Here is a 23,891-nt window from a genome sequence, read left to right on the forward strand (position 1 = left end):
ATTCGTGGACCCCAACGACATTGCCAAGGCCGTCATGGTGACGACCCTGGCGACGATTGCGCAATCCGGACACCGGCAAAAACATCGGCGGCTTACAGCACACGGTGAACAGGCAAGTAGTTGTCTGGACTGTCGCTCAGGCTCAGCGACTCTCCAGCACTGACCGTGCGGGCGGGCGTGGCGTCGCTGAACAGTTTAGCCGCAGTACTTGATGGCATCTTCACATCGTAGCTCGCGAGCTGGGATTCCTGGCGGAGCTTGACACCGTTGACCTTCGCCGACAGGTTTTCGAAGCTTACGCAGTAGGGATGATCGACAGGTTGCTGGGTGAAACCCTCACTCCAGCCGCCGATGGCCGTGCTGACGCTCTGCGTCCGTCGAATGCCACTGGTTCTGTCGGTCTTTTCGCTGTTCTTGCCGTAGTCGATGCGTGAAACGTCAGCATTGCCGTCCGCGGCCTGTGCCGCCGCGCTGCCGCCGAGAAACGCCAGCGCCAGAAAAAACTTGTTGAACGTCAGCATGTGCAGGTCCTCCGGCGCCAGGCGCCTTGTCGGGTACGGTTTGAAGCATACGCAGCGAGCGCTGAACCCCTCCTGAACACCCACTGAACCCGAGCTGAACATACGAGCACCCTTCCGGTCGGAACTTGAGCGGCACAATCGTCTAGGCTCATCGCCAGACGAGCAACCGGACAAGGAGATTGAACATGCGTTTACTCATAGCCTTCACCCTCATGTGCCTGGCCGGCCTGGCCCAGGCAGAGGTGCAGACCCGGACCATCGATTACAAAAGCGCCGACGGCACTCGCCTGGTCGGCTACTTCGCGTACGACGACGCCATCAAAGGCCCACGCCCCGGCATTGTCGTGGTGCATGAATGGTGGGGCCTGAACGACTACGCCAAACGCCGCGCCCGCGACCTGGCCGTGCTGGGCTACAGCGCCATGGCCATCGACATGTATGGCGAAGGCAAGAACACCGAACACCCGAAAGACGCGATGGCCTTCATGCAAGCGGCCACGGCTGACGCAGCAGCATCGGCCAAACGCTTCGACGCAGGTGTCGAGCAATTGAAAAAACAGCCAGAGACCAACCCCAGGAAGATCGCCGCCATCGGCTACTGCTTCGGCGGCGGCGTGGTGCTCGACGCCGCGCGACGGGGCGAACCGCTGGCCGCTGTCGTCAGTTTCCACGGTGCCTTGACCACCAAGACGCCCGCCAGACAAGGCGTGACCCAGACGCCGATGCTGATTGAGCATGGCGACAACGACACCATGGTCACGGCGCAGAATGTCGCGGACTTCAAGAAGGAAATGGACGCGGCCAAGGCCGACTACAAATTCGTCGGCATCGAAGGCGCGAAACATGGCTTTACCAATCCCGACGCCGACAAGCTCAGTCACGGCGACCATGGCGGCCCGGACATCGGCTACAGCCAGGCCGCCGACATGAGTTCGTGGGCAGACATGAAAGCGTTCCTGAAAGAGCAGTTCGCGAAGAACTCGACCTTGTAACGATTCAGCGAGCCATGCCTTGCAGGAGTGAGCCGACCGTATTTAACGCGCTCTTCGATCAACGGCGCAGCACCCGACGCCTTCCCGGCTGAAGCCGGTCCTACGAAAAGCTTGCAACGTCTGTAGGACCGGCTTTAGCCGGGAAAAGGCCGGTGCATTTGGCAGAAATGCGGCAGTCGCGAGCCAGTCGTGCGAGTCTGCTCGCTCCCATGGGACGTGTGGGTGGCCTGGAAATTTTGCAGCGCTGCTAACCCTGTGGGAGTGAGCTTGCTCGCGATTGCTGTCTGTCTGTCTGTCTGTGGCATTCAAAGCGGCGTAAACAACGCGATCGCAAGCAAGTTCACGCCCACCGTTGGTGGCTTACGTGTGGCGTGCCCTGATCCAGTTCCGGCAAAATGCCGTCCATGAGCTCATCCCCTGATCTTCCACTCTGCTGCCCCGCTCTCACTCATCACTGGCCGCTCCCTCAGCCATTGGCTGATGTGGTGTTGGTCAGCACGCCCTTCGATCCGCACAAACTGGCCGATGGCGATTTTCAACGCTGCTTGATCGATCCGCCTGCAAGCATTCAGCGCTCGGTGGCAAAACGGCAGACCGAGTTTCTTGCCGGCCGCCTGTGCGCCCGCGAAGCCATGCGCCTTTTGGACGGCCGCACGCATGTGCCACCGATCGGCGATGATCGCGCGCCGGTCTGGCCGGAGGGCCTGTGCGGTTCGATCACCCACAGCACCGGCTGGGCCGCCGCCATTGTGGCCCGTCGTCAACATTGGCGCGGGCTGGGCATGGATGCGGAGCAGTTGATGAGCAACGAGCGCGCCGTCCGCCTGGCCGGGGAAATCCTCACCGCCGACGAGCTCAAGCGCGTGGCCGCAGGCCCGGAAGATCAGGTCGCCCACCAGGTGACGCTGACGTTTTCGCTGAAAGAAAGCCTGTTCAAGGCGCTTTATCCCCTCGTGCTCAAGCGCTTTTACTTCGAGGACGCCGAGTTGCTGGAGTGGTCGGACGACGGCCGCGCGCGCCTGCGGCTGAAGATCGATCTCAGCGCCGAATGGCATGACGGCAAGGAGCTGGAGGCGCAGTTCGGCGTGCGCGACGGGCAGTTGTTAAGCCTGGTGGCCATCCCCGCGTGAACGGAAAACCACTGCAGGAGCGCGCTTGCCCGCGATTGCGGCGGCTCATCGAACACTCACTCATCTGACGGACCGTGATCGCGAGCAAGCTCACTCCTACAGAGATCTCCGGGTATTCTCGAACTCTCCGGCCACGCCCAACTCCCGTAGGAGCGCGCTTGCCCGCGAAGACTGGTTTCCAGCCACTGCATCTTCGCCGGACACACCGGCCAATTCGCGGGCAAGCGCGCTCCTGCATGGGTACGCAGGGCTGACTGGTACAAAACCTGTGGGGCAAGCTCGCTCATGAAGGCTGACTTCCAGACACTGCACCTCCACAGCATGCACTGGCCTCTTCCCGGCTGAAGCCGGTCCTACAGACGCTGCGGGCTTTCGTAGGACCGGCTTTAGCCGGGAAGGCGTCGGGCGTCACGCCGTTGATCGAGAGGCCGTTAAAGACAATTGGCTCACGCCTACAGGCGTCACCGCGATCGCGAGCGCGCTCCTTCCTACAACTGTTATGTCATTGTTCGGTGTCGGCCCCGCGCAACGGACAATGCTCACACCGTCCGACCCACTCAACCCGGTAACTCAGACAGCAACTGCGCCGCTGCCTGACCCACTGCCCGTTCTTCCCTTCTATATAAGTGATCGCATTGAACAGCGGATTGCGTTTCCCGTCCGGCCGCAGCCTTTCGCGCAACAACTCGTAACCCGACGCCAGCGACACATCGCTGACCGCCGCCAACTCCCGCAGGCAGGTTTCCAGGTAATCCCCGGCGCTGCTCCACAACACCCCCGGCGCCACGCTGCCGTAAGCGCTCAATCGGGCGATGACGTGTTGCAGATTGTCGAGCAAAGGCGCAAACCGCACGAACGGATCTTCCGAGGCAGACGTTTCGTACGCCGCTGCGTAAAACTTCACCCCGTCGAGCACGCCCTGTTCATTCACGGCAAAAGCCAGTTGATCCAGCTGCATGGGCCAACTGACCCGTTGCGTCAGCGTCGCCACCACCACCGGCGGGATCAACTGCATGGCGTAGAACTTGAACCACTGCGACACCAGCACCGGCAACACGCCCGGCATCAGTTCAGGGCCGTAGACCTTCAGCAGCAGGCGATCCAGCGTGTCATCGCACAACAGCTCTGGCAGAGGCACGACAGGACGCCCGTCATCCGCGACGATGGTGTCCGCAAATTTAGCCAACGGGCCGTCAAACACACAAACGCTCAAACGTCCTCCTGTTGTCGCGGCCAGGAAAGGCTGAAGCACGCGCCGCCCAGGTGCTGACTGCGCCCGATCAACGCGCGCCCGCCGTGCCAGTGAATGATCCGCCGGACGATCGACAGCCCAAGACCATGCCCGCCGGAAGCCCGCGTGCGGCTGTCATCCAGGCGCATGAACGGCGTGAAAATCCGCTCCCATGCCGTTTCCGGCACGCCGGGGCCATCGTCGTCGACATCGACGCGGCAGCGCGTCTGGCTCAATTGATAGCCGATACAGACCTCGGATTCCGCGTGCCGCGTAGCGTTACTCACCAGATTCTGCAACGCGCGGTGCAGGTAACGGGGTTCGGCCTCGACCCAGGCTTCGTTGCCCAGAGCGGCATCTTCGTTGACCACCAGGCACTGGCCGCGGGTGACGCGAACGTTGGCGCGCAGTGGCGCAAGCTCGGCGATCACCTGATCGATCAACGCGTCAAGGTCGATCCGCTGGAAATTCAAGGTTGGCGCGCCCTGCTCCAGACGCGCATAGGTCAGCATCTCGTCGACCAGCTTGTCGAGGTCCTGAATATCGTTGTCCATGCCGACCATGTATTTGTGCCGCGCCTGGGGCGTGCTCGCCTCGCCGATCATCTCCAGACCGAAGCGCAGGCGCGCCACCGGCGTACGCAGCTCGTGGGACACCGCCCGCACCAGTTCACGCTGAATGGTCAGCGAACGCTGCAAATGCTCGGCCATGCCATTGAACGCCGAGGCCAGACGCCCCACCGAATCGGCGCCGCTTTCCGGCACGCGGGTTTCCAGGCTGCCTTGGGCGATCCGCGTCGCGGCGGCCTCCAGCCCGCGCAAGCGATGCTCCAGTCGGCGCACGAGTAAATACACCACCAGACCGATCAGGCACAGCCCCAGAAACGCGATGAGAATCAGCAGTTCGGGCGGGTAAGGATTCATCTGGTACAGCGGGCCGATCTCCAGCACCCACTGGGTTTTACCGACGCCGGACAGCACGCGGATGGAATCGCCGCCCTTGCCCAGCGCCATTACCGTATCGCCCTCCTCGATGCGCCGACGCTGATCGTCGTCGACGTCGGCCTGCTCCAGCCTGATCAGGTGCAGGTCGAAGCCGAAACCCTTGCTCACACGCAGGTTTTCCAGGCGCATCGGCTGTTCGTCAACGGGCACACGCACCAACTCATCGAGCAGCAGAAAGAGCGTCGCCCGGGCCAATTGCTCACTGATCTGCTGCACTTCGCCGGTCAACAGCAACGCTGCCCCGCTGTCTGACGAGCCCGCCGGCGCGACTTCGCGAAAGACCCGGGCGGCATGGGGGCCGGTCTGTTCGACGATAACCTGGCCACGACTCAGCCGATTGCGCGCCCCGCCATCCAGATGCGCCTGGGCGGCGGCTTGCAGCGCCAGCGGAATGCCGAGCAACCGTTCCCACACGGCCAGCGCACGGGTGCGTTCGATGCTGTCCATGTGTTTCAGGTTGTCGGCCATCAAGGTGAAGGTGCCGTGGGCCAGTTGCTCGCGGTATTGCTCGCTGCGCACCTTGTTGACCAGGTGCAGCGTCAGCACGCCCAGCAGGGCGACCAGCACCAGAACGCCCAACATGCCGCCGTAAATGCGCAGAAAGATGGAGTGCATGGGTCAGCCGTTGAGCATGACGTGACTCATGTCCCTGGCCGCTTCCGGTACGAACAGATAGCCCTTGCTGCGCACGGTCTTGATCAGGCGCGGATGGATTGGATCGTCACCGATGCGCGGACGGATTCGCGAAATGCGCACATCGATCGAACGGTCCTGGCCGTCATAGCCGACGCCGCGCAGCGCTGTAAAGATTTCCTCACGGGAGAGAATGCGACCGGCGTTGGCAACCAGCAGCCACAAGAGGTCGAATTCGGCGCTGGTGAGGTCGATGCTGTGGTCGTTGAGCCAGGCCTCGCGCAGCGCGTTGTCGACCACCAGAGGGCCGAACGCCAGACGGCGCTGCTCTGGAGCGGGCGTTTCGGCCGGCTCGGTGCGCCGTAACAGGGCATGAATGCGTGCCAACAGCACCCGAGGGTGAACCGGTTTGCCCACGTAATCGTCGGCGCCCATGTCCAGACCCTGAATCTGGTCGCTGTCGTCGGTGCGGGCCGTGAGCATCAGGATCGGTCCCTCGTAGCGACTGCGCACGTTGCGGCAGATGCTCAGGCCATCTTCGCCGGGCAGCATGAGGTCGAGAATCACAAGGTCCGGCTGCTCGTCGATGATCCGCTGAGCAGCGCGCGCGCCATCGCCTTCCAGACTGACGCGCAGGCCGTTGCTTTCAAGGTAATCGCGGGTCAGCTCGGCCAGCCGCCGATCATCCTCGACGATCAGCACCTGCCAGGGTTCTTGGTGCACGGACGGTGTCTCCTGGTGATTGTTCTTATTAATAGTGGCGCGGGACATCCATTGTAGGAGCGTGGCTTGTCCCGCGATCTGTTGCGCAGCAACAGTCAAACCGGAGAATGCGTTGTGCCAGACAACACCACTGGCCGATCTTACGACCGGTTCCCGGCCGATCGCGGGACAAGCCACGCTCCTACAGGTACAGCGTTCAAAAGGTATAGCGTCGTTAAAGAGGTACAGTGTTGATCCGTCGCAATAGTACCCACTCGCCCAACATGACACACGACATGCCAAACCACCCGTCCGTCGCCCTTGCCAATCCCTTATTTCGTGATAGGGTTCGCGCCCGCAAAAAACCCGAAAATTGATTTCTACCCCTGAAAAATCGCCCATCCCAGTCGCCATGCGGCCTACACGCGATTTCCCCGATTCGCACACAAATTACACACAGCTTTATCCACAGGTGACACGTTGCAATTGGTGTCCGAAACGCATTATCTTGTAGCCCGTCGCTGATGAAGACCCTACATGTAGGGTTTGACTCGAAAAACCAAACACAAGTGACCGAGAGATTTCAAGCATTTTTTCTCGTGTTCAAAGGGCTGAACCACCCCCGGTTTTACCGCCTGACCGCTTTCACGCGAATGGCAGACAGCAAGCGTCACGATCTGCGCGTAGCGGTACAAGTGTTGCAACACAAGTCGAGCATTCTGCAACAGTTTTTTCCGGGCGACGGGCTCAGACCCGCACCCTTCTGGACTTCGAAACCAAGGACGGTCAATCAGCCTTTCCCTCCGTTTTGAAGTTTCTGGACTGACGTTTGTCGGTCAACTGCCTCAAGACGGAACGGTGGATGCCTCTGGCGTCCAAATAAACATAGAGAACGTGGAGACACCCATGCAAACAGACACAACTCGCGAGAATCCGCAGGCCATTGCGCCGCAGACAGGTGCGACCCAGCAGGACCTGTCCGCGACCGCTCCGGGTCAGCTGCGCGTGATCAAGCGTAACGGCACCGTTGTTCCGTACACCGATGACAAGATCACCGTCGCCATCACCAAGGCCTTCCTCGCAGTTGAAGGCGGCACCGCCGCCGCTTCGTCGCGCATCCACGACACCGTTGCCCGTCTGACCGAACAGGTCACCGCGACTTTCAAGCGTCGCATGCCTTCGGGCGGCACCATCCACATCGAAGAAATTCAGGATCAGGTAGAACTGGCGCTGATGCGCGCTGGCGAGCAAAAAGTGGCTCGCGACTACGTGATCTATCGCAACGACCGCTCCAAAGAGCGTGCCGGTCGTGGCGGCGAAGCGCCTGTGCAGGCTCACCCGTCGATCCGCATCACCACCAAAGACGGCAGCCTCGCGCCGCTGGACATGGGTCGCCTGAACACCATCATCACCGAAGCGTGTGAAGGCCTGGCCGAGGTTGACGCCAACCTGATCCAGAACGAAACCCTGAAAAACCTGTACGACGGCGTGGCCCTGACCGACGTCAACACCGCACTGGTGATGACAGCGCGCACCTTGGTCGAGCGTGAGCCGAACTACTCGTTCGTCACCGCCCGCCTGCTGATGGACACCCTGCGTGCCGAAGGCCTGGGTTTCCTGGGCGTCGCCGAAAGCGCCACTCACCACGAAATGGTCGACCTGTACGCCAAGGCACTGCCGGCTTACGTCGCCAAAGGTATCGAGTTCGAACTGCTGAACCCTGTCCTGGCCGAATTCGACCTGGAAAAACTGGGCAAGGCGATCAACCACGAGCGCGACCAGCAGTTCACTTATCTGGGCCTGCAGACCCTGTACGACCGTTACTTCATCCACAAGGATGGCGTGCGTTTCGAACTGCCGCAGATCTTCTTCATGCGTGTGGCCATGGGCCTGGCAATCGAAGAGAAAGCCCGTGAAGACCGCGCCATCGAGTTCTACAACCTGTTGTCGTCCTTCGACTACATGGCGTCGACCCCGACGCTGTTCAACGCCGGCACCCTGCGTCCGCAGCTGTCGAGCTGCTACCTGACCACCGTTCCGGATGACCTGTCGGGCATTTACCACGCCATCCACGACAACGCCATGCTGTCCAAATTCGCAGGCGGTCTGGGCAACGACTGGACGCCGGTTCGTGCGCTGGGCTCGTACATCAAGGGCACCAACGGCAAATCCCAGGGCGTCGTGCCGTTCCTGAAAGTGGTCAACGACACTGCCGTTGCAGTAAACCAGGGCGGCAAGCGCAAAGGCGCTGTCTGTGCCTACCTGGAAACCTGGCACATGGACATCGAAGAGTTCATCGAGCTGCGCAAGAACACCGGTGACGATCGTCGTCGTACCCACGACATGAACACCGCCAACTGGATCCCTGACCTGTTCATGAAGCGTGTCTTCGATGACGGCAAATGGACCCTGTTCTCGCCTTCCGAAGTTCCGGACCTGCACGACCTGACCGGCAAAGCCTTCGAAGAGCGTTACGAGTACTACGAAGCGCTGACCGAGTACCCAGGCAAGGTCAAGCTGTTCAAGACCATCCAGGCCAAAGACCTGTGGCGCAAGATGCTGTCCATGCTGTTTGAAACCGGCCACCCTTGGCTGACCTTCAAAGACCCGTGCAACCTGCGTTCGCCACAGCAGCACGTCGGCGTGGTGCACAGCTCGAACCTGTGCACCGAGATCACCCTGAACACCAACAAGGACGAGATCGCGGTCTGCAACCTGGGCTCGATCAACCTGCCGAACCACATCGTCAACGGCAAGCTGGACACCGACAAGCTCAAGCGCACCATCGACGTAGCCGTTCGCATGCTCGATAATGTCATCGACATCAACTACTACTCCGTGCCTCAGGCGAAGAACTCCAACTTCCGTCACCGTCCGGTCGGTCTGGGCATCATGGGCTTCCAGGACGCGCTGTACCTGCAGCACATTCCTTACGGTTCCGATGCTGCCGTCGAATTCGCCGACCGCTCGATGGAAGCCGTCAGCTACTACGCGATCCAGGCTTCCTGTGATCTGGCCGACGAGCGTGGCGCCTACGAGACGTTCCAGGGTTCGCTGTGGTCCAAAGGCATTCTGCCGCTGGATTCGCAACAGATCCTGATCGAAGCCCGTGGCCAGAAGTACATCGACGTCGACCTGAACGAAACCCTGGACTGGGCGCCCGTGCGTGCTCGCGTTCAGAAAGGCATTCGTAACTCGAACATCATGGCCATCGCGCCGACCGCGACCATCGCCAACATCACCGGCGTTTCGCAGTCGATCGAACCGACCTACCAGAACCTGTACGTGAAATCGAACCTGTCGGGCGAGTTCACCGTGATCAACCCGTACCTGGTTCGCGACCTCAAGGCTCGCGATCTGTGGGACTCGGTCATGATCAACGACCTCAAGTACTACGACGGTTCGGTTCAGCAGATCGAGCGCATCCCGCAGGAGCTCAAAGACCTCTACGCCACCGCGTTCGAAGTCGAAGCCCGCTGGATCGTCGACGCTGCAAGCCGTCGCCAGAAGTGGATCGACCAGGCTCAGTCGCTGAACCTTTACATCGCTGGCGCATCGGGCAAGAAGCTGGACGTGACCTACCGCATGGCGTGGTTCCGTGGCTTGAAAACCACTTACTACCTCCGTGCCCTGGCCGCGACCAGCACCGAGAAGTCGACCATCAACACCGGTAAACTGAACGCCGTTTCCAGCGGCGGCCACGGCCCGGACGACTCGGCGATCACCGCCCCGCGTCCAGCCGAAGCAGCCCCGGCCGGTCCGGCGCCAGTGCCAAAGGCCTGCGCCATTGATGAGCCGGATTGCGAGGCTTGTCAGTAATAAACACGCTGGACGCCGCACGTTTCTGAGCGGCGTCCGCGTTGTTGCCGAGTTTTTCGGCCTCCTCACGTACTGACGTACGCTCCGGGGTCCAAAAAACTCGGCGCCTAGCGGTCACTCGCTCAGACTCGCGCTCTTCATGCAGCGCCAGTTAAAAAAGCAAAATCAGGGGCTCAGTCCCCAAGACTTCATGTTCTTTGCGTGCAACGCCTGATACGCAACCAACACTCAAGATCCATCAGGTCAGTCATCTTTCACTGACCCTCACGCAGGAGCCTCATCACCATGCTGAGCTGGGACGAATTCGACAAAGAAGACGCCGCTGAACCCGCCAAAGGCGCCAACGCCGGCCACGCTTCAGAAGCGGCCATGGACAAACTCGACAGCGCCGGTGGTGCGGCCGCGCAGGAAGCACGCGCTGCCAACGCCAACGACTCCGCCGCCGTCGCCCGCGCCAAAGCGGCCCTGAACAAACTCGACATCGCCGAAGGTCTGGCCGAGCTCGAAGGCTCCGCCGCCCGTGTTGCCGTCGACGAAAAGCGCATGATCAACTGCCGCGCCGACCTCAACCAACTCGTGCCTTTCAAGTATGACTGGGCTTGGCAGAAGTACCTGGACGGCTGCGCAAACCACTGGATGCCGCAAGAAGTCAACATGACCGCCGACATCGCCCTCTGGAAAAACCCGGAAGGCCTGACCGACGACGAACGCCGCATCGTCATGCGCAACCTGGGCTTCTTTTCCACCGCCGACTCCCTGGTTGCCAACAACCTCGCGCTGGCCGTGTATCGCCTGATCACCAACCCTGAATGCCGCCAGTACATCCTGCGCCAGGCCTTCGAGGAAGCGATCCACACCCACGCCTACCAGTACTGCATCGAATCGCTGGGCATGGACGAAGGCGAAATCTTCAACATGTACCACGAGATCCCGTCGGTCGCGAAAAAAGCCGCCTGGGGCCTGAAATACACCCGCGCCATCTCCGATCCGGAATTCAACACCGGCACCGTCGAGACCGACAAAGAACTGCTGCGCAACCTGATCGCCTACTACTGCGTTCTCGAAGGCATCTTCTTCTATTGCGGCTTCACCCAGATCCTCTCCATGGGCCGCCGCAACAAAATGACCGGCGTCGCAGAACAGTTCCAATACATCCTGCGCGACGAATCCATGCACCTGAACTTCGGCATCGACGTGATCAACCAGATCAAGATCGAAAACCCGCACCTGTGGGACGCCGAACTGAAGGAAGAAGCCTCGCAAATGATTCTGCAAGGCACCCAGCTGGAAATCGAATACGCCCGCGACACCATGCCTCGCGGCGTACTGGGCATGAACGCAGCGATGATGGAAGACTACCTGAAGTTCATCGCCAACCGTCGTTTGAGCCAGATTGGTCTGAAGGAAGAATACCCAGGAACCACCAACCCGTTCCCGTGGATGAGCGAGATCATGGACTTGAAGAAAGAGAAGAACTTCTTTGAGACGCGAGTGATTGAGTATCAGACGGGTGGGGCTTTGAGCTGGGATTGATTTGATTCCAGGTTAGTGCTTCAAGCGAAAGGGCTGCCAGTGATGGTGGCCTTTTTTTGGATCCAGCCGCCTGACAGTAAAATGCCGAACCAGATCAGCGGGATTCTTCCCGTGTTTTTGTAGGATATTTCCTAGACATTTGTAGTGGCCATTACGTATCGTTCAGTAGATTTTTTATCTCGGCGAGCCTATGGACACTGAAGCTATCAAGACAAAAGCAAGGAATCCGGTATGGAAGCGCGACGAGCTAGTTCTGGCTCTAGAGTTGTACATGAAACACAAGAGGGTTCCCTCTGAAAGTCATCCAGACGTCATTGCGCTTTCAGACCTGCTTGGCGTTCTAGGTAAAAAAGCCAGCATCGAGCAGAACCGTACCTTTCGAAATCGAAATGGTGTGGTGATGAAGCTTGCCAACTTCCAGCGCCTAGACCCAGTCTATGTTGAGCTCGGATTCAAAGGGCTTTCAAGGGGCGGAAAAAACGAACAGATCATATGGGACGAATTCGCTGCTTTTCCTCAGGAACTTGCGGCGACCGCGGAAGCTATTCGATCAGAAATTATGCAACTCAAACAACGGACGCTCTTAGTTGAAGATGACGAGGACTGGGTCGTGGAGGCGCTTGAAGGGAGACTGCTTACTCGTGCTCACAGATACCGCGAAAGAAATAAAGCCATTATTGAGTCAAAAAAGAAGCAAGCGCTAAAGACCCTAGGACGCCTTGCGTGCGAATCATGTGGATGCGATTTCGAAAAAACGTATGGTGAGGTGGGGAAAGGGCTCATAGAGGTACACCACACTAAGCCACTTCATACGCTAAGAGCCGAAGCAAAAACAAAACTCGAGGATCTGGCATTGCTGTGCGCCAACTGCCATCGAGTTGTGCATTCGCAACGAAAGTGGCTGAGTGTTAATGAAGTAAGAAAAGCTTACCGACTAAATTCTCGCCTTAATCAGCCGCTACCCCCTTTAACTAAACCTGCATCGCTGTCCTAGTGCTGCCCGTTGACTAAACGCATGTCAGGCCAACTCATAGCCAAGTAACGTGGACTATACCGATGTGCTGCTCACTACCTCGCCACAATCCTCAGCATCCTGCGAGCTCAGCTAGCGCAATTCATCGGCGGCGCATGCCACGGTCACGACGACGCACACAGCTTCCCGGCAGGACGCTGGCCTATCGTGAAGATCGTCAGTGATGCGTAAACCTCGTCCACGTAAGAAAAACCCAGAACAGAGATAGGAAAACTCCGGATTTTCTCGACGACGGCTGGGCATCCAAAAACGCCGGCAAAGTCACGACCTTGATGTCGAACCGAGCCAAGGATGTGGAATGAACCGCCCGATCTTTACCACCGCGTGGGCTGCCTCGCGGCGCATTTACGACCCTTCTGACTCTGGAGGACACGTTGGCACCATCATCGGCGGCTATGTAGCCAAGAACATCGGCAACCCTGACCCCTCGCAGCGTTGGAGCAACACATGCGCTGTACGCATGAGCTATATCTTCAACGAAGCGGGTTTGACGATCCCGGCCATTCGCGGACAGACCGTCTCGGGTGCCGACAAGCGCCAATATTTCTTTCGAGTCAGAGACCTGATTACTTTCCTGCAGCATAGGTGGGGTCATCCAGAAGTGGTGCAATATCCGCCACCAAGCGAGTTCGAGGGTCGCAAGGGAGTGATCCTTTTCGAGGTGTCAGGCTGGTCTGATGCACAAGGTCACGCGACACTGTTCGATGGGCGCCGCTGCTACGATCAGTGCTACTTCAACTCACCGGAAGCGTTGTACCGAACTGACCGCGCCAACTTCTGGAGCTTGGCATGACTCTGCGCGTGACTGCGACGACGGTCCTAGCGCTGCTGTCGGTCTGCTGCTCAATGGCCGGCGCTACCGACTCCCCGCAAGCCAGCGCTCGCACTCATGCCCAGAATTACAAAGACCTGGTTCTGGCGACCTGCATAGCAACTGCGTACCGAGACGAAAAACAGGCTGCTGCCGATGCGGGCAGCAGTGTCAGCGCGTTGCGGGACTGGACTTATTACGACTTGGAGAAAGCGCCTGATGAGATCAGGGATCTGGTCGATCATTTCCTGTCCAGGGACTACCACAATCCATTGGCAGAACTGGAAGCCCCCGGCACCCGTTTCGATCTGCTGAAGTGCCTGGACTTGTTTCACAGCGATGAGTTGGAGCAGCAGACAAACGCTTGGTCGTCGATCCTCAACACGCCGTGATACAGGAACGTGGCGAACTTCAGGCTCCAGATGGACGTTAATTGCCATCCAGTGGTTTAGCGGCGAGTCATGTCTCGGAGAGCCAGCAAACTCCGCCCAATCCCCGGAACCCAATCCACCTGCTCACCCACTCACTGCGCAGAATCGCGCGAGCTCCGTGCTCGCCTGTCCATCAAACCAGTCAGACAAGGCGATGACCATGATGCCAAGTGTCTCCAATGCCGCCTCAATCCGGCACAGTCCAGGCGTTTCAACCGCAGCGGCGGCGACTCAATTCAAGTCGATCGACTCGGTAGGCGAATTTCTCGGCGAAGGAAGCCAGAAGGACGTTTACCATTCTCGGCAGAATGCCACGCAGTGCATATGCCTGATCCGGCCTGGCACGACCGGGACTATCGCGGAGGGCGACTGCGCGGCTAAAGAGCTGGAAATGACGAAGAAGCTTAAGGACTTGGGGTTTCCGGTCGTCGATGCACATGAGTTGGTCACGCATGACGGCAAGGTGGGTCTGTCGAAAGACTATATCCACAACGCTTTGGACTCGGAGGATGTCATCAATCGTCGCAAGCCCATGCCTGAGGACTTGGCGTTCAATAAAAATGTGTTGAAAGACTGCGACGAAATTATGTCCAGGCTGAGAAATCACGATCTGCACATTGAAGACCTGCAGTTCATTATCGACGGGCATGGTCGGGTGCGGATCAATGACCCAAGGGATGTGATCAGATCATCGCCGGAGAAGAGCATCGACAAAGTGCGCCAGTTGCGAGCCCTTGCATTGGAGAACACGTTGGTCGACAGCGACAGCGACTGAAACGTAAGGCATGCGAGGGAGTGAGTGACCTCAATGAAGCGGGTCACTCACTCGTGCGCGACAATCACTTGCGCAACACGATTCATATGAGCGCGCAGTGCCTGAAGGCAAGCAGCATTATCCCTTCGAGCGCGCTCGATACGCCTGAACCATGTCTTTGGTGACGTCTTCCTTGAAGCACAGTGGCGAGTATCCCCCCGCGCGGTTATAGGCGCTCCGTTTGCCGCAGCGGCTGCCATTGCGAGCCGAGTTGTAAGGACATGGGCAGTTGCCGGGGTAGGAAGAGATCGAATCTTCGATGAGAATCTGGGCAATGGCAGCGTCGGTGAGGCGGGCGTCCTTCGCGGAAACGGTGAAGGCGCTGAGCAGTGCGAGGGCTGCGATGAAGCTGATTCCTACCTTGGTCATGGCTGTTCCTTAGCTGTACGGACGAAAATTCCGCCGACGTTTTACCATGACATCAATAAGCCACTATCATGCTTTTTTTCTATAGAATGACGGCGCTTTCCTGCTATTGCAGATGAGCCTTCTGACAGACGTTTCTCTGAATGTCAGAGTTCGTTTATGAGGGTCACGCTGCAAGCATCGCTAGACCTAGAGTTCTGCCGCGTTATTGATCACCTTCTTCCTCAGGATTTGTAACAGACCACGGATATGGCCAAGAAAACTTCTGCTGTCGAAGCGTTCATTTTTCTCGCAAGCAAGCTGCCTTGGTGGGCGAGCATTGCGCTTGCCGCTGCCTCGGGAATGTACCTCCACGCCCTTGCCACAGCTGCCCCGCCGACGATGAGTGACGTTCGACATATCGATACGGTGCTGACTCACTCGGTGTTCAGCGGACTGGCGACGTTCGGGCAGTTCTTTGTGCCGGTGATTTTTGTGGCGGGCGCGGTTGCCTCGATCTTCAGACGCCGCAAACGCAGCCATCTTTTGAATTCAGTGAGCACGGCAGGCGGTCATACCCTGCTGACCATCAGCTGGCACGATTTCGAGCTGTTGGTAGGTGAAGCCTTGCGGCGCCGTGGTTATGCCGTGCAGGAAACAGGTGCGAACGGACCTGATGGCGGCGTGGATCTGGTTGCGCGCAAGGATGGCGAAACGTATCTGGTGCAATGCAAGCAGTGGCGCTCGATACAGGTCGGCGTGCCGGTGGTGCGTGAGCTTTACGGCGCCATGGCTGCGGAGGGCGCGGTAGGCGGTTTCGTCGTGACCAGTGGGACGTTTTCCAAACCCGCGCGCGCATTTGCCTCGGGGCGCAACGTGCAGTTGATTGACGGCGAGCAGTTAAAGCAATGGATTGCCGAAACGAAGAAGCGTCAACCGCCCCCTCGCCCGGAGGCGACCGCCGAGCGCGTCGAGCCAGCAGTTAAGCCAGCGGTTGAGCCAGTGGTTGAGGCGCCGACGGCCAAGGTAAAGCCGGCGGAATCAGTGGCTGACGTGGTTGAGCCGACAGCGCCGGCCTGCCCGTTTTGTAAGAAAACGATGGTGACGAAACTGGCACGCACCGGGAAAAACGCCGGCGGGCATTTCTGGGGATGCGTCGATTATCCGAAGTGCCGGGGGATTCGGCCACAGTTCGCGCCAATGAAGGTGCAGGGTTTGCCGTAAGCTTCAACTGATTAATTCCCTCCTCTGCACATAACATTTTTTCTAAAGAATCTTTACCTGGGTTTCATTTGATCCGGCGTCGCTGTGTTCTTACAGTGGCGTCACCTGATCGAACTTGCACGAGCAAGAAGGTTTATTCAAATGTTTAAATCCATCGGTATTGCCAGCGTACTTATTCTTTCTTCTTTATGGGTTGCTCCTTTCGCAATGGCTGAAGAGTCCCCAGCGTTTGTCGCGCGTAACGAAGCGCTGCACGCGAGCTTCGAGCAGCACGAAGAGGCCTTGGCCGCCAAGGCCAGGGAGCAGGACAAGACTCAGCAAGCCTCGACTTACAATCCACAAACGGAGAATGCCAAACATACCTGACCTGTACGTTGATTCATCGTGTCGTTTCTGTTGTTTCTCCGCGTCGTTGCTCCCGGCGTGGGGCCTCAAAGCTCCAAACTTCAGCCGCTGACCCCAGCGGCTTTTTTTCGATTCAACGAAACATGATTTATATCCTGGCTACTTTTACAAGTTGCCAAAAACGAAGCCTGTCCCCAATAAGACCGACTGCAAATCCTTCGATAACGGCAGAGCATTCAAATGATGCCCGTAGCATGCAGGCGCCCCTGTCAGGCAAAATGCCGATCCTATGTAGGACTTAGCCGCCAAAGGGGTAGGAATGCGCTTGTTCAAATTGAAGACTGCCTTGATTTGCATCGCGCTGGCGATGGGTGTCGGGGCGGCCGGTGTACAAGCCGCGACCGACACGCAGGGGTCGTCCAAGTCGTCGAAGACCGCGCACTCTTCCAAAACGACGAAGTCTTCGAAGACCTCCAAACCTACCAAGTCGTCGAAAAAACCAAGCAAACCTGCAGGTCAGAAAGTCTCGATGCTGGGCGGCAAGTTCCTGTTCTATCTGCCTAAAGACTACGTCAAAGGGCCGATGGAAGAGATCGACGACAAGGCGAAGGCCGCTGGCGTAACCGGTTCGCTGTACATGAACAAGCCCGCGAAGCGCGTGGTGATCATCACCGAAACGCCGCTGCCGGACGGTAAGTCTGTTCCTTCCAACGATACCGAAACGCTGGACACCATCATTGCCGAAACGCTCGTACAACAGCAGTCCAGTTACCGTGATTTCAAGAAGCTCGGCGAGAAGAAGATGGTCAGAAAAGGCCTCGGCCTTCGTCAGCTGGATATCGCGGGCGGCGTGGACGGTGGCAATGTCCTGAGCACCACGCTGACTGCCGCCTCGGGAACGCGCACTGCAATGGTCAATGTGATTTCGCTCGCCAAGGACGCCAAAGCGCACGCGCAGCTGATCAAAAACATGACCGGGAGCAAGTGAGCGGCCTGTCTGAAGGACGCGCCCCCTGCGGACACCGACTGCAAGAAGCCATGTCCGCTGGCGTATTCAGATGGATTGCAGGATGGAAGGGGCAATAGGGTCTACGCTCTGCCCATCCGATCAGCCTGATTCGTCCTCAGGCGACGACCGGCGATGCGAAATGGACGAATAGTGGCAAATCGCTCTTCCTTCCCTTCAATCGGCAAGCGACACTCTGGGTCATTGGTCGTGGCCGATGTTTCAATCCGGACGCTGTGTCATCACCCGGTGAAGCGCTATGAGCACCTCAAGCCACAAAGGTCTTTCATTTGCACGGCGTCTGCATCTGCCGCGCAGCGTGGGCTTGGGCATGGGTTTTTTCACCGTGGCCGCCGCGTTATATCCTTCTCATCCGCCCACGTGGGTCTGGGTGCTGATGGTGCTGCACGCTTACGTCTGGCCGCACTTGGCGTATTTTCTCGCTCGCTATTCCGACAAGCCCTACCAGGCTGAGCGCCGCAATCTGGTTTATGACTCAGTGGCCGGTGGTTTCTGGGCTGGCGCCATGGGGCTGAACCCGCTTCCAGCGGTGGCGGCGTTATCGATGCTGGCCATGAACAACATCGCCGCGGGCGGCCCACGAATGCTGGCAATTGGCTCGGTGGCGCAGGCCAGCGGCGCGCTGCTTTCGTACTGGATTTTCCGCCCGGAACTGTTTCCGCCCGTCACCCAGATTCAGGTGTATGCCTGCCTGCCGATGCTGGTGATTTATCCGCTGGCTCTCGGTTTGCTGTCCTACCGCGTCGCGGTACAACTTTCCAACAGCAAGAAGGCGCTGGAGAAGCTGAGCACGACCGACAGCCTGACAGGTCTGATGAACCATGGCGCCTGGAAGGATCTGCTGACGCTGGAATTCAACAAGAGTCGGACGCTGGACAGGCACAACAGCGTTGCGCTGATCGACATCGATCACTTCAAAACCATCAATGACACCTATGGCCACATCATCGGCGACAGCGTGCTCAAGCAGTTGAGCAACGCCCTGTCCGCCAACCTGCGGGAAACCGATCTGGCCGGACGCTACGGCGGCGACGAGTTTTGCGTGATCCTGCCCGACACCTCACTTGCGCAAGCCACCGACATCCTCGAGCGCCTGCGCCGCACGGTGAACGAGCATTCTCACGCCGCCCTCCCCGACCTTAAATTGAGCCTGAGCGTCGGCATCGCGGCCTACGGCGCCCATCTGAACGATGCGGGCATGTGGCTGCATGAGGCCGACATGGCGTTGTACAAAGCCAAAAGCACCGGGCGCAACCGCGTGACATCGGCGCCGCCCGGCGTAAGGGCCTGCGAATCAGCGAGTGCCGAACTTGAGTGAGTCAGCGTCGGAGGCGAGCGAGGGTCTGGAAGAGCGTGGGGAGTGCGTCACCTATAAGGTATTTGTTAATTACATCACGCACCGCCCCGGATTCAGCTTGAGCGCGGATAGCATCGGGCGGAAGCAATTCCCTCGTTTCTGCATTTTGTGCTGAAGTTAACGCACTGTTCAAAGGCCATTTGGCCTTCAAATCGTAGACCTCCGTTGAAAGCTGCTTTACCCAGTTCTTTTGATTGGGTTGAAAATGAGAGAAGCGGCCACCAAAGCTTTCTGCAGCCGTCCCTACCGAAGAAAACTTATTGACCATCTGTTCGACAAATTCAAAGTTCAGATAGGTTAGCGCGCTGTAGCGTGGATCTAAGGCGTGCCGTAAAAAACCTTTATCCAGCTGCGTCGTCTCGAACTCATCGCTTTGAAGGATGCGCAAGGCAGTGGCCGCATTCTTTTCCGTAAACAAATAGGTGACTTCGTGCCCCACAAGATCGAAGTTCATACCTGGGCTCTGCGGCAGAGTGCGTCGACCATTATCATGCAACCTGTAATTCGCCATACTGCATGCCAAGTTGTCTACATAAGCAAGATCCGCCCCTTCATCATTCGCATACTGATAGGCATCGCTCAACAGTTGGCGGTCATCCCGCGTCAAGAAAGGCATAGGATCTACTGCCTCTAGCCACTTTGACGGATGGCTTACCGCTGGCTCCTGAGAGTGTCCACCAAACAGCCGTGACATCAATATCGCCTTACCGCTCAATGACACGGGTGTTGCTTGCGAAACGGGGACATCAATAGGGGAACTTAAAGATATCGGCCGGACATCTCCAGCGCTCTTTACCGAATTAACTATAGATGTGGCACTACTCGAAATTGAAATACTCATGCCTAACTCCCACTTAAGCCGCCCTCTGTCAGAGGACGGCTTCTCAGTTAATAGCTCAGGTTGAAGCGTACCCAATCTTCGCCGGAAGGCTGGATGTTCCGAACGGTGCCCGCCGATGAGTAATGACGAATAACAGCGATAGATCCAGCCCCGAAACGTTTTCCTCTGAAGCGATAGGTTGTGCCTGAAGAATTAGGAGCAATCGCCTCACACTCGTCAGGATTACCTCCGGATCCATAACAAAGCTCTACCGTTTCACCCATACTTTGAGGAAATCCGGTAGTACTCCACTGAATAGAATCAAGGGTATATGATGAGCGGGGTCTCGTATCCACAAATCCAATTGGGAACGACGCTCCCCCGATACCCGGCGAAACAATTATTCGATGAGGCATCTTCGACTTCGTCACCGAATGCTCCCCCGCTACCCCCGCCATTGACACAACCACCAACGCTAGTGGCAATAATTTTTTTATCATCATCGATATCCTTATTCCTCATTATTCATTTATTCGAGACGAAGAGATCTTGTGATCAGACTCACTATTAATTCCCACATCTGCTTGCTCTTTATGGCACTGGCACTTAATTGACTACTCCATATCGACCTCCTTCCGAACGAATCCACCGTTTATACCGAATACCTCAACTCCATTGAGCGCGGCTCGTCCAAGGGTTACCTCTCGCTTTGTTTCCGAGCCGTTGACCGCAGATCGATAACTGACGAAATGTTTCCCGCCCTCCTCACCAATTGCTTCAGCCGGCAGGACAATAGCGTTGGGGTTCTGGTAGGTGAGGATCGACAATCGAGCGCTCATGCCCAAACGCAGGCGCTGCTGTCGGACGGGATCAAGTGCGGGTACTGCCACCGTGACGTGGTAGGTAGCGCTATCGCTCTGGATGTCATCGGCAATCGCCTGAGTGCTAACAGTACTGACGATGCCCTGCAGGCGGTCGTTGAAACCATCGCCGCTGATCTCTACGGACATACCTACACGTAATTGGTTGACGTCAACCTCGTCAACCCTGGCCTGCACGCTCAGCCGTTCGAGATTGGCAAGACCAAACAACGGCTGCCTCTGACTCAACCGCACGCCGGGCTCCACCGGCTTTTCGGCATTACCAGCCTGGCCGGCAGGAAGGCGGACGATGATGCCGGCAAACGGCGCCCTGATTTCGCTTTGTTGTTGCAGTGCAAGCAAGGAGCTGTGCCGAGCACGGGCGTTAGCCAGCTGCAACTCGGCGACTTGCTGATAATCGCCCTCCCCCCGCTTGCTCACCAACATCAATTCGGACAGGGCCGCCTTCACCTCAACACTTTGAGCCTTGACTTGCTGGGTGAGGTTATCGACCTCCATTCTGGGAACGATGCCTTGGCGAAGCAGCATCTCACTTTCCGCCAGCTTGCGCCGCGTGTCGGCCAGGCTGAGCTGGCTGCTGTTCAACGACCGCCGCGCCCGGACCACCTCCTCGCCGTCCCCCCAGCCTGCCAGGATACGTACTGCGCTTTCGGCCTTGAGGCGCTCGGCTAGAGACTCGCGAATCTGCATCTGCAGCAAATCGGTATCGAGCTTGACCAGTAACTGCCCCCGCGCAACAAGTTGATCGTCGGCAAACCACTTGTCCTGAAGAATACTTTCAAAAGGCGCCGACACAGTCAGCAAGGCCCGAGGCACGATGCGCCCGGTCACCGCGAGTCGTTGCTCGAGCGGCTCGGGAACGACGGGCAGCCAGGGTTGTGTCTCAATCAGTTCGGGGGGCTCGATCCAATACACTACGCCCACGCCGCCAACCACCAGCAGACTTACTAGTAAGAGCATTGGTCTGATTCTGGACACGTCAGTCATTGAGGGCGATCTCCCAACTGTCCAGCGTCATGCCCAGACGCTCATCGAGCTCGGTTTGCGCGTTGAGATATGCGATTAGCGCACTGAGCACTGCGTTTTCCGAACGCCGAAGATCCGCTTCGAAACTGAGCACCTGAAATGTGCTGGTGCGACCGACCTGGAGTTTCTGCCGCTCTGCACTAAGTTTGCGCTGGGACAGCGCGCGACTCCGCAAGGCGATCTCATACTGGCGCCATTGACTTCGCATGCTCCGTATCGCATCGCTGACCTCGCGTTCTAGCGATTGCCGGGGATCAGCTTGCTGCAGCGATTGGCTGTCCACTGCGACCTGAGCGTTGACTACGCGCTGGCGCTGGCTCAGGTCGCCGATTGGAATTTCCAGCCGCAAGCCGGCGTAGCTCGTCCAACGTCGGTCAACGCCATGTCCCGTGTCGGACGAAAACCCATGACGATCATGCCCTGCGCCAGCGATCAGAGAGAGATCCCACAATTGTTGATTCTTCGCCACCATTAGGTCGATGTCAGCGAGTTCTTCGGCGATTCGCTGCTGCAGATGTCTGGGTTGACGCGTCAGCGCGATTAGGAGTGCCTCGTTCTGGTCGATCTCCACTCGCTCAGCGGTCAGCGCCTCGCTGGCGTATAACGGAGTGGAAACATCAAGCGCTAATAGTTGCGATAGCGCTTGGCGACTGGCTTCAAGATGATGTAACGCCTGCTCGACGCTCAGTTCTTGATAAGCAAGGTCTGCCTCATTCTGCAGGCGATCAACCCTAGCTATCCGCCCGGCGGCGATCAATGCATCATTAACTTTCAGTTGTTCGCGAGACCTGACAAGCGCCTCGGCCACGATACGTTGCTGTTCCTGAGCCTTGAGTAGCTCGCGATACGACGCAACGATTTGAGTCACGCTTTGGGCCACCGAAGCTTGCAGCCCGAGGCTATGACTATGCTCGGTCAATCGTGCGCGGCGCCGTGGTGCAGTGACAATTTCGTACCCAGCGTTTTTTAGTAGCGGCTGAATCACCTCAAAACGCAAGCCTCGGTGGTCTTTGCGACCATCCAGCGCTGCGCGATTAAACCGCTGCGCCCAGGACAGACTAAACTGCGTCCCCCATTCACTGCTCAGCGTAACCTTCGGCGCGACGCTCATTTCGTGGGCGCGATCATTCGAGCCGTGTTGAATCAGTTGCTTGCTGGCAAGCATCAATCGTGGCGAGAAAAGCGCTTCACTCACTTGCAAGTCGAACTTATGTGCCACCCGCTCTAAATATGAACGACGAATGTTGCGGTTGCCACGTAAGCCGAGTGCCACTGCGTCGGCCAGGCTCAGTGGCACCATCTGCGCCTGAACGGACACCGGTAACGAATGACTCATGCTTGGTGCCGACGGGGTCTTCCAGCTTTGGCTCTCAGCACGCGCCTGCCCCCCAGTGAGGGCGTTGACCAGTATCATCAGCGGCGCGGCGCATCCCATCAGGCGCAACCGGCGTCGGCTTCGACAGGCGGCTGTCCACCTCTCTTCGACTGTACAACACGTCATGCCAAGGAATCCGCGCAGCGCTGGGTCAGCTTGAGCAACTCGACGGGCGACACCGTCTCCAGCAAGGCAACCAGGCTTTCGCTCAGCGTCAGAGGGCCATATAGCCCTTCTTCGCGGTCCAGATGCGCTTGCTGGACTTCGCGATAAGCACCGGGGTAGATGCTTTTTTCGACGGGCAGCAAGCGATCGAAATGCTCCAGCAGCCCTCGAAAAACGATGCGCCGCTCCACCACGCCGCGAGTGGTGGCGATCAGTTTGATGAAGAAATCCGAATCGCTCTGGCGCATGGCTTCATACGCGGCATAGCGCTCGACCAGCGTGTACGCGCCGGTTTCATCGAACACCACACAACACAGATCGTGGCGCGCACGACCGCTGAAAGGATTAACGGCGGCGCCGCGACGATTGCTCTGCGCCAGCGCGAAGGCCACTGCGCGCTCCGCCTCCTGTAAACGCTGCGGGCTGTCGAGCCAGGTCAGATCGTCGAGCGCCGGCGCCTGCCGTCCCAGGCGCTCGACCTCTGCACTGAAGGTGGCGAACAGGCCCTGCGGACCAAACCATTGTTTGTGGAGTGCATTGAGTTGGTCTCTGGATAGCGCGGCCTGCTCGTCCACCAGCCGGTTGAATTCAGCCGCGACCCCGACGTGATCAGATCGCGAACGAAGCGGAGCCGAAGGCTGTAAGGTGGCGCTTTGAAGTGTCATCGGATCA

General features: G+C 58.2%; 20 protein-coding genes and 1 pseudogene. 12 read left to right on the forward strand and 9 right to left on the reverse strand.

Features of this window, described 5'->3' with window-relative positions; genetic code table 11:
* Positions 1-92: 92 nt before the first annotated feature.
* Entirely contained in the window at positions 93-521 is a 429-nt protein-coding gene (locus tag QRN36_RS17245; protein WP_285425154.1) for a hypothetical protein, read from the reverse strand.
* Positions 522-706: 185 nt separating this feature from the next.
* Between QRN36_RS17245 and QRN36_RS17250 the strand changes: the two genes are divergently transcribed.
* Together QRN36_RS17250 and QRN36_RS17255 are read left to right on the forward strand one after the other, a co-directional pair.
* Complete coding sequence (locus QRN36_RS17250) at positions 707-1,513, forward strand: dienelactone hydrolase family protein (RefSeq protein ID WP_285425155.1); 807 nt, start codon at positions 707-709, stop codon at positions 1,511-1,513.
* Positions 1,514-1,917: 404 nt separating this feature from the next.
* The gene (locus QRN36_RS17255) at positions 1,918-2,643 is read left to right on the forward strand and encodes a 4'-phosphopantetheinyl transferase (RefSeq protein ID WP_285425156.1); all 726 of its coding nucleotides are present in this window, start codon (positions 1,918-1,920) and stop codon (positions 2,641-2,643) included.
* A 502-nt stretch (positions 2,644-3,145) separates the two neighbouring features.
* On the opposite strand, the gene fhuF is transcribed toward QRN36_RS17255, so the two are convergent.
* Genes fhuF through QRN36_RS17270 form a run of 3 tightly spaced genes read right to left on the reverse strand, consistent with a single transcriptional unit; the run spans position 3,146 to position 6,234 of the window.
* On the reverse strand, positions 3,146-3,895 hold the full coding sequence (gene fhuF / locus QRN36_RS17260; protein ID WP_285425157.1) for a siderophore-iron reductase FhuF: 750 nt from the start codon (positions 3,893-3,895) through the stop codon (positions 3,146-3,148).
* Positions 3,853-5,493 (reverse strand): ATP-binding protein, encoded by a 1,641-nt coding sequence (locus QRN36_RS17265; protein ID WP_285425158.1) that lies wholly within the window; start codon positions 5,491-5,493, stop codon positions 3,853-3,855. Before QRN36_RS17265 ends, fhuF begins: the two co-directional genes overlap by 43 nt.
* Before the next feature lie 3 nt (positions 5,494-5,496).
* The gene (locus QRN36_RS17270) at positions 5,497-6,234 is read right to left on the reverse strand and encodes a response regulator (RefSeq protein WP_285425159.1); all 738 of its coding nucleotides are present in this window, start codon (positions 6,232-6,234) and stop codon (positions 5,497-5,499) included.
* An 885-nt stretch (positions 6,235-7,119) separates the two neighbouring features.
* Between QRN36_RS17270 and QRN36_RS17275 the strand changes: the two genes are divergently transcribed.
* From QRN36_RS17275 to hopBF1, 6 genes and pseudogenes are all read left to right on the forward strand, one after another.
* Entirely contained in the window at positions 7,120-10,032 is a 2,913-nt protein-coding gene (locus QRN36_RS17275) for a ribonucleoside-diphosphate reductase subunit alpha (protein WP_285425160.1), read from the forward strand.
* Between the two features lie 285 nt (positions 10,033-10,317).
* Complete coding sequence (locus QRN36_RS17280) at positions 10,318-11,565, forward strand: ribonucleotide-diphosphate reductase subunit beta (RefSeq protein WP_093460925.1); 1,248 nt, start codon at positions 10,318-10,320, stop codon at positions 11,563-11,565.
* 190 nt (positions 11,566-11,755) lie between these two features.
* Entirely contained in the window at positions 11,756-12,559 is an 804-nt protein-coding gene (locus QRN36_RS17285; protein ID WP_285425161.1) for an HNH endonuclease, read from the forward strand.
* A 337-nt stretch (positions 12,560-12,896) separates the two neighbouring features.
* Positions 12,897-13,391 (forward strand): type VI secretion system amidase effector protein Tae4, encoded by a 495-nt coding sequence (locus tag QRN36_RS17290; RefSeq protein WP_285425162.1) that lies wholly within the window; start codon positions 12,897-12,899, stop codon positions 13,389-13,391.
* Positions 13,388-13,842, forward strand: a pseudogene (locus QRN36_RS17295) (type VI secretion system amidase immunity protein Tai4). Before QRN36_RS17290 ends, QRN36_RS17295 begins: the two are co-directional and overlap by 4 nt.
* Positions 13,843-14,000: 158 nt before the next feature.
* Positions 14,001-14,615: a T3SS effector protein kinase HopBF1 gene (gene hopBF1 / locus QRN36_RS17300; protein ID WP_285425164.1), complete on the forward strand. Its 615-nt coding sequence runs from the start codon at positions 14,001-14,003 to the stop codon at positions 14,613-14,615.
* A gap of 117 nt (positions 14,616-14,732) precedes the next feature.
* On the opposite strand, the gene QRN36_RS17305 is transcribed toward hopBF1, so the two are convergent.
* Positions 14,733-15,023: a hypothetical protein gene (locus QRN36_RS17305; RefSeq protein ID WP_093460941.1), complete on the reverse strand. Its 291-nt coding sequence runs from the start codon at positions 15,021-15,023 to the stop codon at positions 14,733-14,735.
* A gap of 246 nt (positions 15,024-15,269) precedes the next feature.
* Between QRN36_RS17305 and QRN36_RS17310 the strand changes: the two genes are divergently transcribed.
* The 4 genes from QRN36_RS17310 (at position 15,270) to QRN36_RS17325 (ending at position 18,913) form a co-directional block, all read left to right on the forward strand.
* Positions 15,270-16,223, forward strand: a complete 954-nt coding sequence (locus tag QRN36_RS17310) for a restriction endonuclease (protein ID WP_285425165.1) — start codon at positions 15,270-15,272, stop codon at positions 16,221-16,223.
* Positions 16,224-16,364: 141 nt separating this feature from the next.
* Entirely contained in the window at positions 16,365-16,589 is a 225-nt protein-coding gene (locus QRN36_RS17315; protein WP_285425166.1) for a hypothetical protein, read from the forward strand.
* Positions 16,590-16,887: 298 nt separating this feature from the next.
* Positions 16,888-17,556, forward strand: coding sequence for a polyribonucleotide nucleotidyltransferase (locus tag QRN36_RS17320; protein ID WP_285425167.1), 669 nt, complete (start codon positions 16,888-16,890; stop codon positions 17,554-17,556).
* Positions 17,557-17,833: 277 nt separating this feature from the next.
* Entirely contained in the window at positions 17,834-18,913 is a 1,080-nt protein-coding gene (locus QRN36_RS17325; RefSeq protein WP_285425168.1) for a diguanylate cyclase, read from the forward strand.
* 1 nt (position 18,914) lies between these two features.
* On the opposite strand, the gene QRN36_RS17330 is transcribed toward QRN36_RS17325, so the two are convergent.
* From QRN36_RS17330 to QRN36_RS17345, 4 genes are all read right to left on the reverse strand, one after another.
* Positions 18,915-19,793, reverse strand: a complete 879-nt coding sequence (locus QRN36_RS17330) for a hypothetical protein (protein WP_285425169.1) — start codon at positions 19,791-19,793, stop codon at positions 18,915-18,917.
* A gap of 593 nt (positions 19,794-20,386) precedes the next feature.
* On the reverse strand, positions 20,387-21,613 hold the full coding sequence (locus QRN36_RS17335) for an efflux RND transporter periplasmic adaptor subunit (RefSeq protein ID WP_285425170.1): 1,227 nt from the start codon (positions 21,611-21,613) through the stop codon (positions 20,387-20,389).
* Positions 21,614-21,632: 19 nt separating this feature from the next.
* A complete protein-coding gene (locus QRN36_RS17340) occupies positions 21,633-23,015 on the reverse strand; it encodes a TolC family protein (RefSeq protein WP_285425171.1) in 1,383 nt (460 codons plus the stop codon).
* 161 nt (positions 23,016-23,176) lie between these two features.
* Positions 23,177-23,884, reverse strand: a complete 708-nt coding sequence (locus QRN36_RS17345) for a hypothetical protein (protein ID WP_285425172.1) — start codon at positions 23,882-23,884, stop codon at positions 23,177-23,179.
* Between the last annotated feature and the right edge of the window lie 7 nt (positions 23,885-23,891).

Origin of the sequence: Pseudomonas sp. efr-133-TYG-103a (assembly GCF_030209235.1) — a bacterium.
Taxonomy (GTDB): domain Bacteria; phylum Pseudomonadota; class Gammaproteobacteria; order Pseudomonadales; family Pseudomonadaceae; genus Aquipseudomonas.

What these genes read in the sequence shown, in the direction of transcription:
- QRN36_RS17340 (WP_285425171.1), bottom strand. Translation starts at nt 23,015, where the DNA reads ATGAGTCATTCGTTACCGGTGTCCGTTCAGGCGCAGATGGTGCCACTG.
- QRN36_RS17255 (WP_285425156.1), top strand. Translation starts at nt 1,918, where the DNA reads ATGAGCTCATCCCCTGATCTTCCACTCTGCTGCCCCGCTCTCACTCAT.
- hopBF1 (WP_285425164.1), top strand. Translation starts at nt 14,001, where the DNA reads ATGATGCCAAGTGTCTCCAATGCCGCCTCAATCCGGCACAGTCCAGGC.
- QRN36_RS17325 (WP_285425168.1), top strand. Translation starts at nt 17,834, where the DNA reads ATGAGCACCTCAAGCCACAAAGGTCTTTCATTTGCACGGCGTCTGCAT.
- QRN36_RS17305 (WP_093460941.1), bottom strand. Translation starts at nt 15,023, where the DNA reads ATGACCAAGGTAGGAATCAGCTTCATCGCAGCCCTCGCACTGCTCAGC.
- QRN36_RS17265 (WP_285425158.1), bottom strand. Translation starts at nt 5,493, where the DNA reads ATGCACTCCATCTTTCTGCGCATTTACGGCGGCATGTTGGGCGTTCTG.
- QRN36_RS17290 (WP_285425162.1), top strand. Translation starts at nt 12,897, where the DNA reads ATGAACCGCCCGATCTTTACCACCGCGTGGGCTGCCTCGCGGCGCATT.
- QRN36_RS17315 (WP_285425166.1), top strand. Translation starts at nt 16,365, where the DNA reads ATGTTTAAATCCATCGGTATTGCCAGCGTACTTATTCTTTCTTCTTTA.
- QRN36_RS17285 (WP_285425161.1), top strand. Translation starts at nt 11,756, where the DNA reads ATGGACACTGAAGCTATCAAGACAAAAGCAAGGAATCCGGTATGGAAG.
- QRN36_RS17275 (WP_285425160.1), top strand. Translation starts at nt 7,120, where the DNA reads ATGCAAACAGACACAACTCGCGAGAATCCGCAGGCCATTGCGCCGCAG.
- QRN36_RS17345 (WP_285425172.1), bottom strand. Translation starts at nt 23,884, where the DNA reads ATGACACTTCAAAGCGCCACCTTACAGCCTTCGGCTCCGCTTCGTTCG.
- QRN36_RS17245 (WP_285425154.1), bottom strand. Translation starts at nt 521, where the DNA reads ATGCTGACGTTCAACAAGTTTTTTCTGGCGCTGGCGTTTCTCGGCGGC.
- QRN36_RS17250 (WP_285425155.1), top strand. Translation starts at nt 707, where the DNA reads ATGCGTTTACTCATAGCCTTCACCCTCATGTGCCTGGCCGGCCTGGCC.
- QRN36_RS17330 (WP_285425169.1), bottom strand. Translation starts at nt 19,793, where the DNA reads ATGAGTATTTCAATTTCGAGTAGTGCCACATCTATAGTTAATTCGGTA.
- QRN36_RS17335 (WP_285425170.1), bottom strand. Translation starts at nt 21,613, where the DNA reads ATGCTCTTACTAGTAAGTCTGCTGGTGGTTGGCGGCGTGGGCGTAGTG.
- QRN36_RS17320 (WP_285425167.1), top strand. Translation starts at nt 16,888, where the DNA reads ATGCGCTTGTTCAAATTGAAGACTGCCTTGATTTGCATCGCGCTGGCG.
- QRN36_RS17310 (WP_285425165.1), top strand. Translation starts at nt 15,270, where the DNA reads ATGGCCAAGAAAACTTCTGCTGTCGAAGCGTTCATTTTTCTCGCAAGC.
- QRN36_RS17280 (WP_093460925.1), top strand. Translation starts at nt 10,318, where the DNA reads ATGCTGAGCTGGGACGAATTCGACAAAGAAGACGCCGCTGAACCCGCC.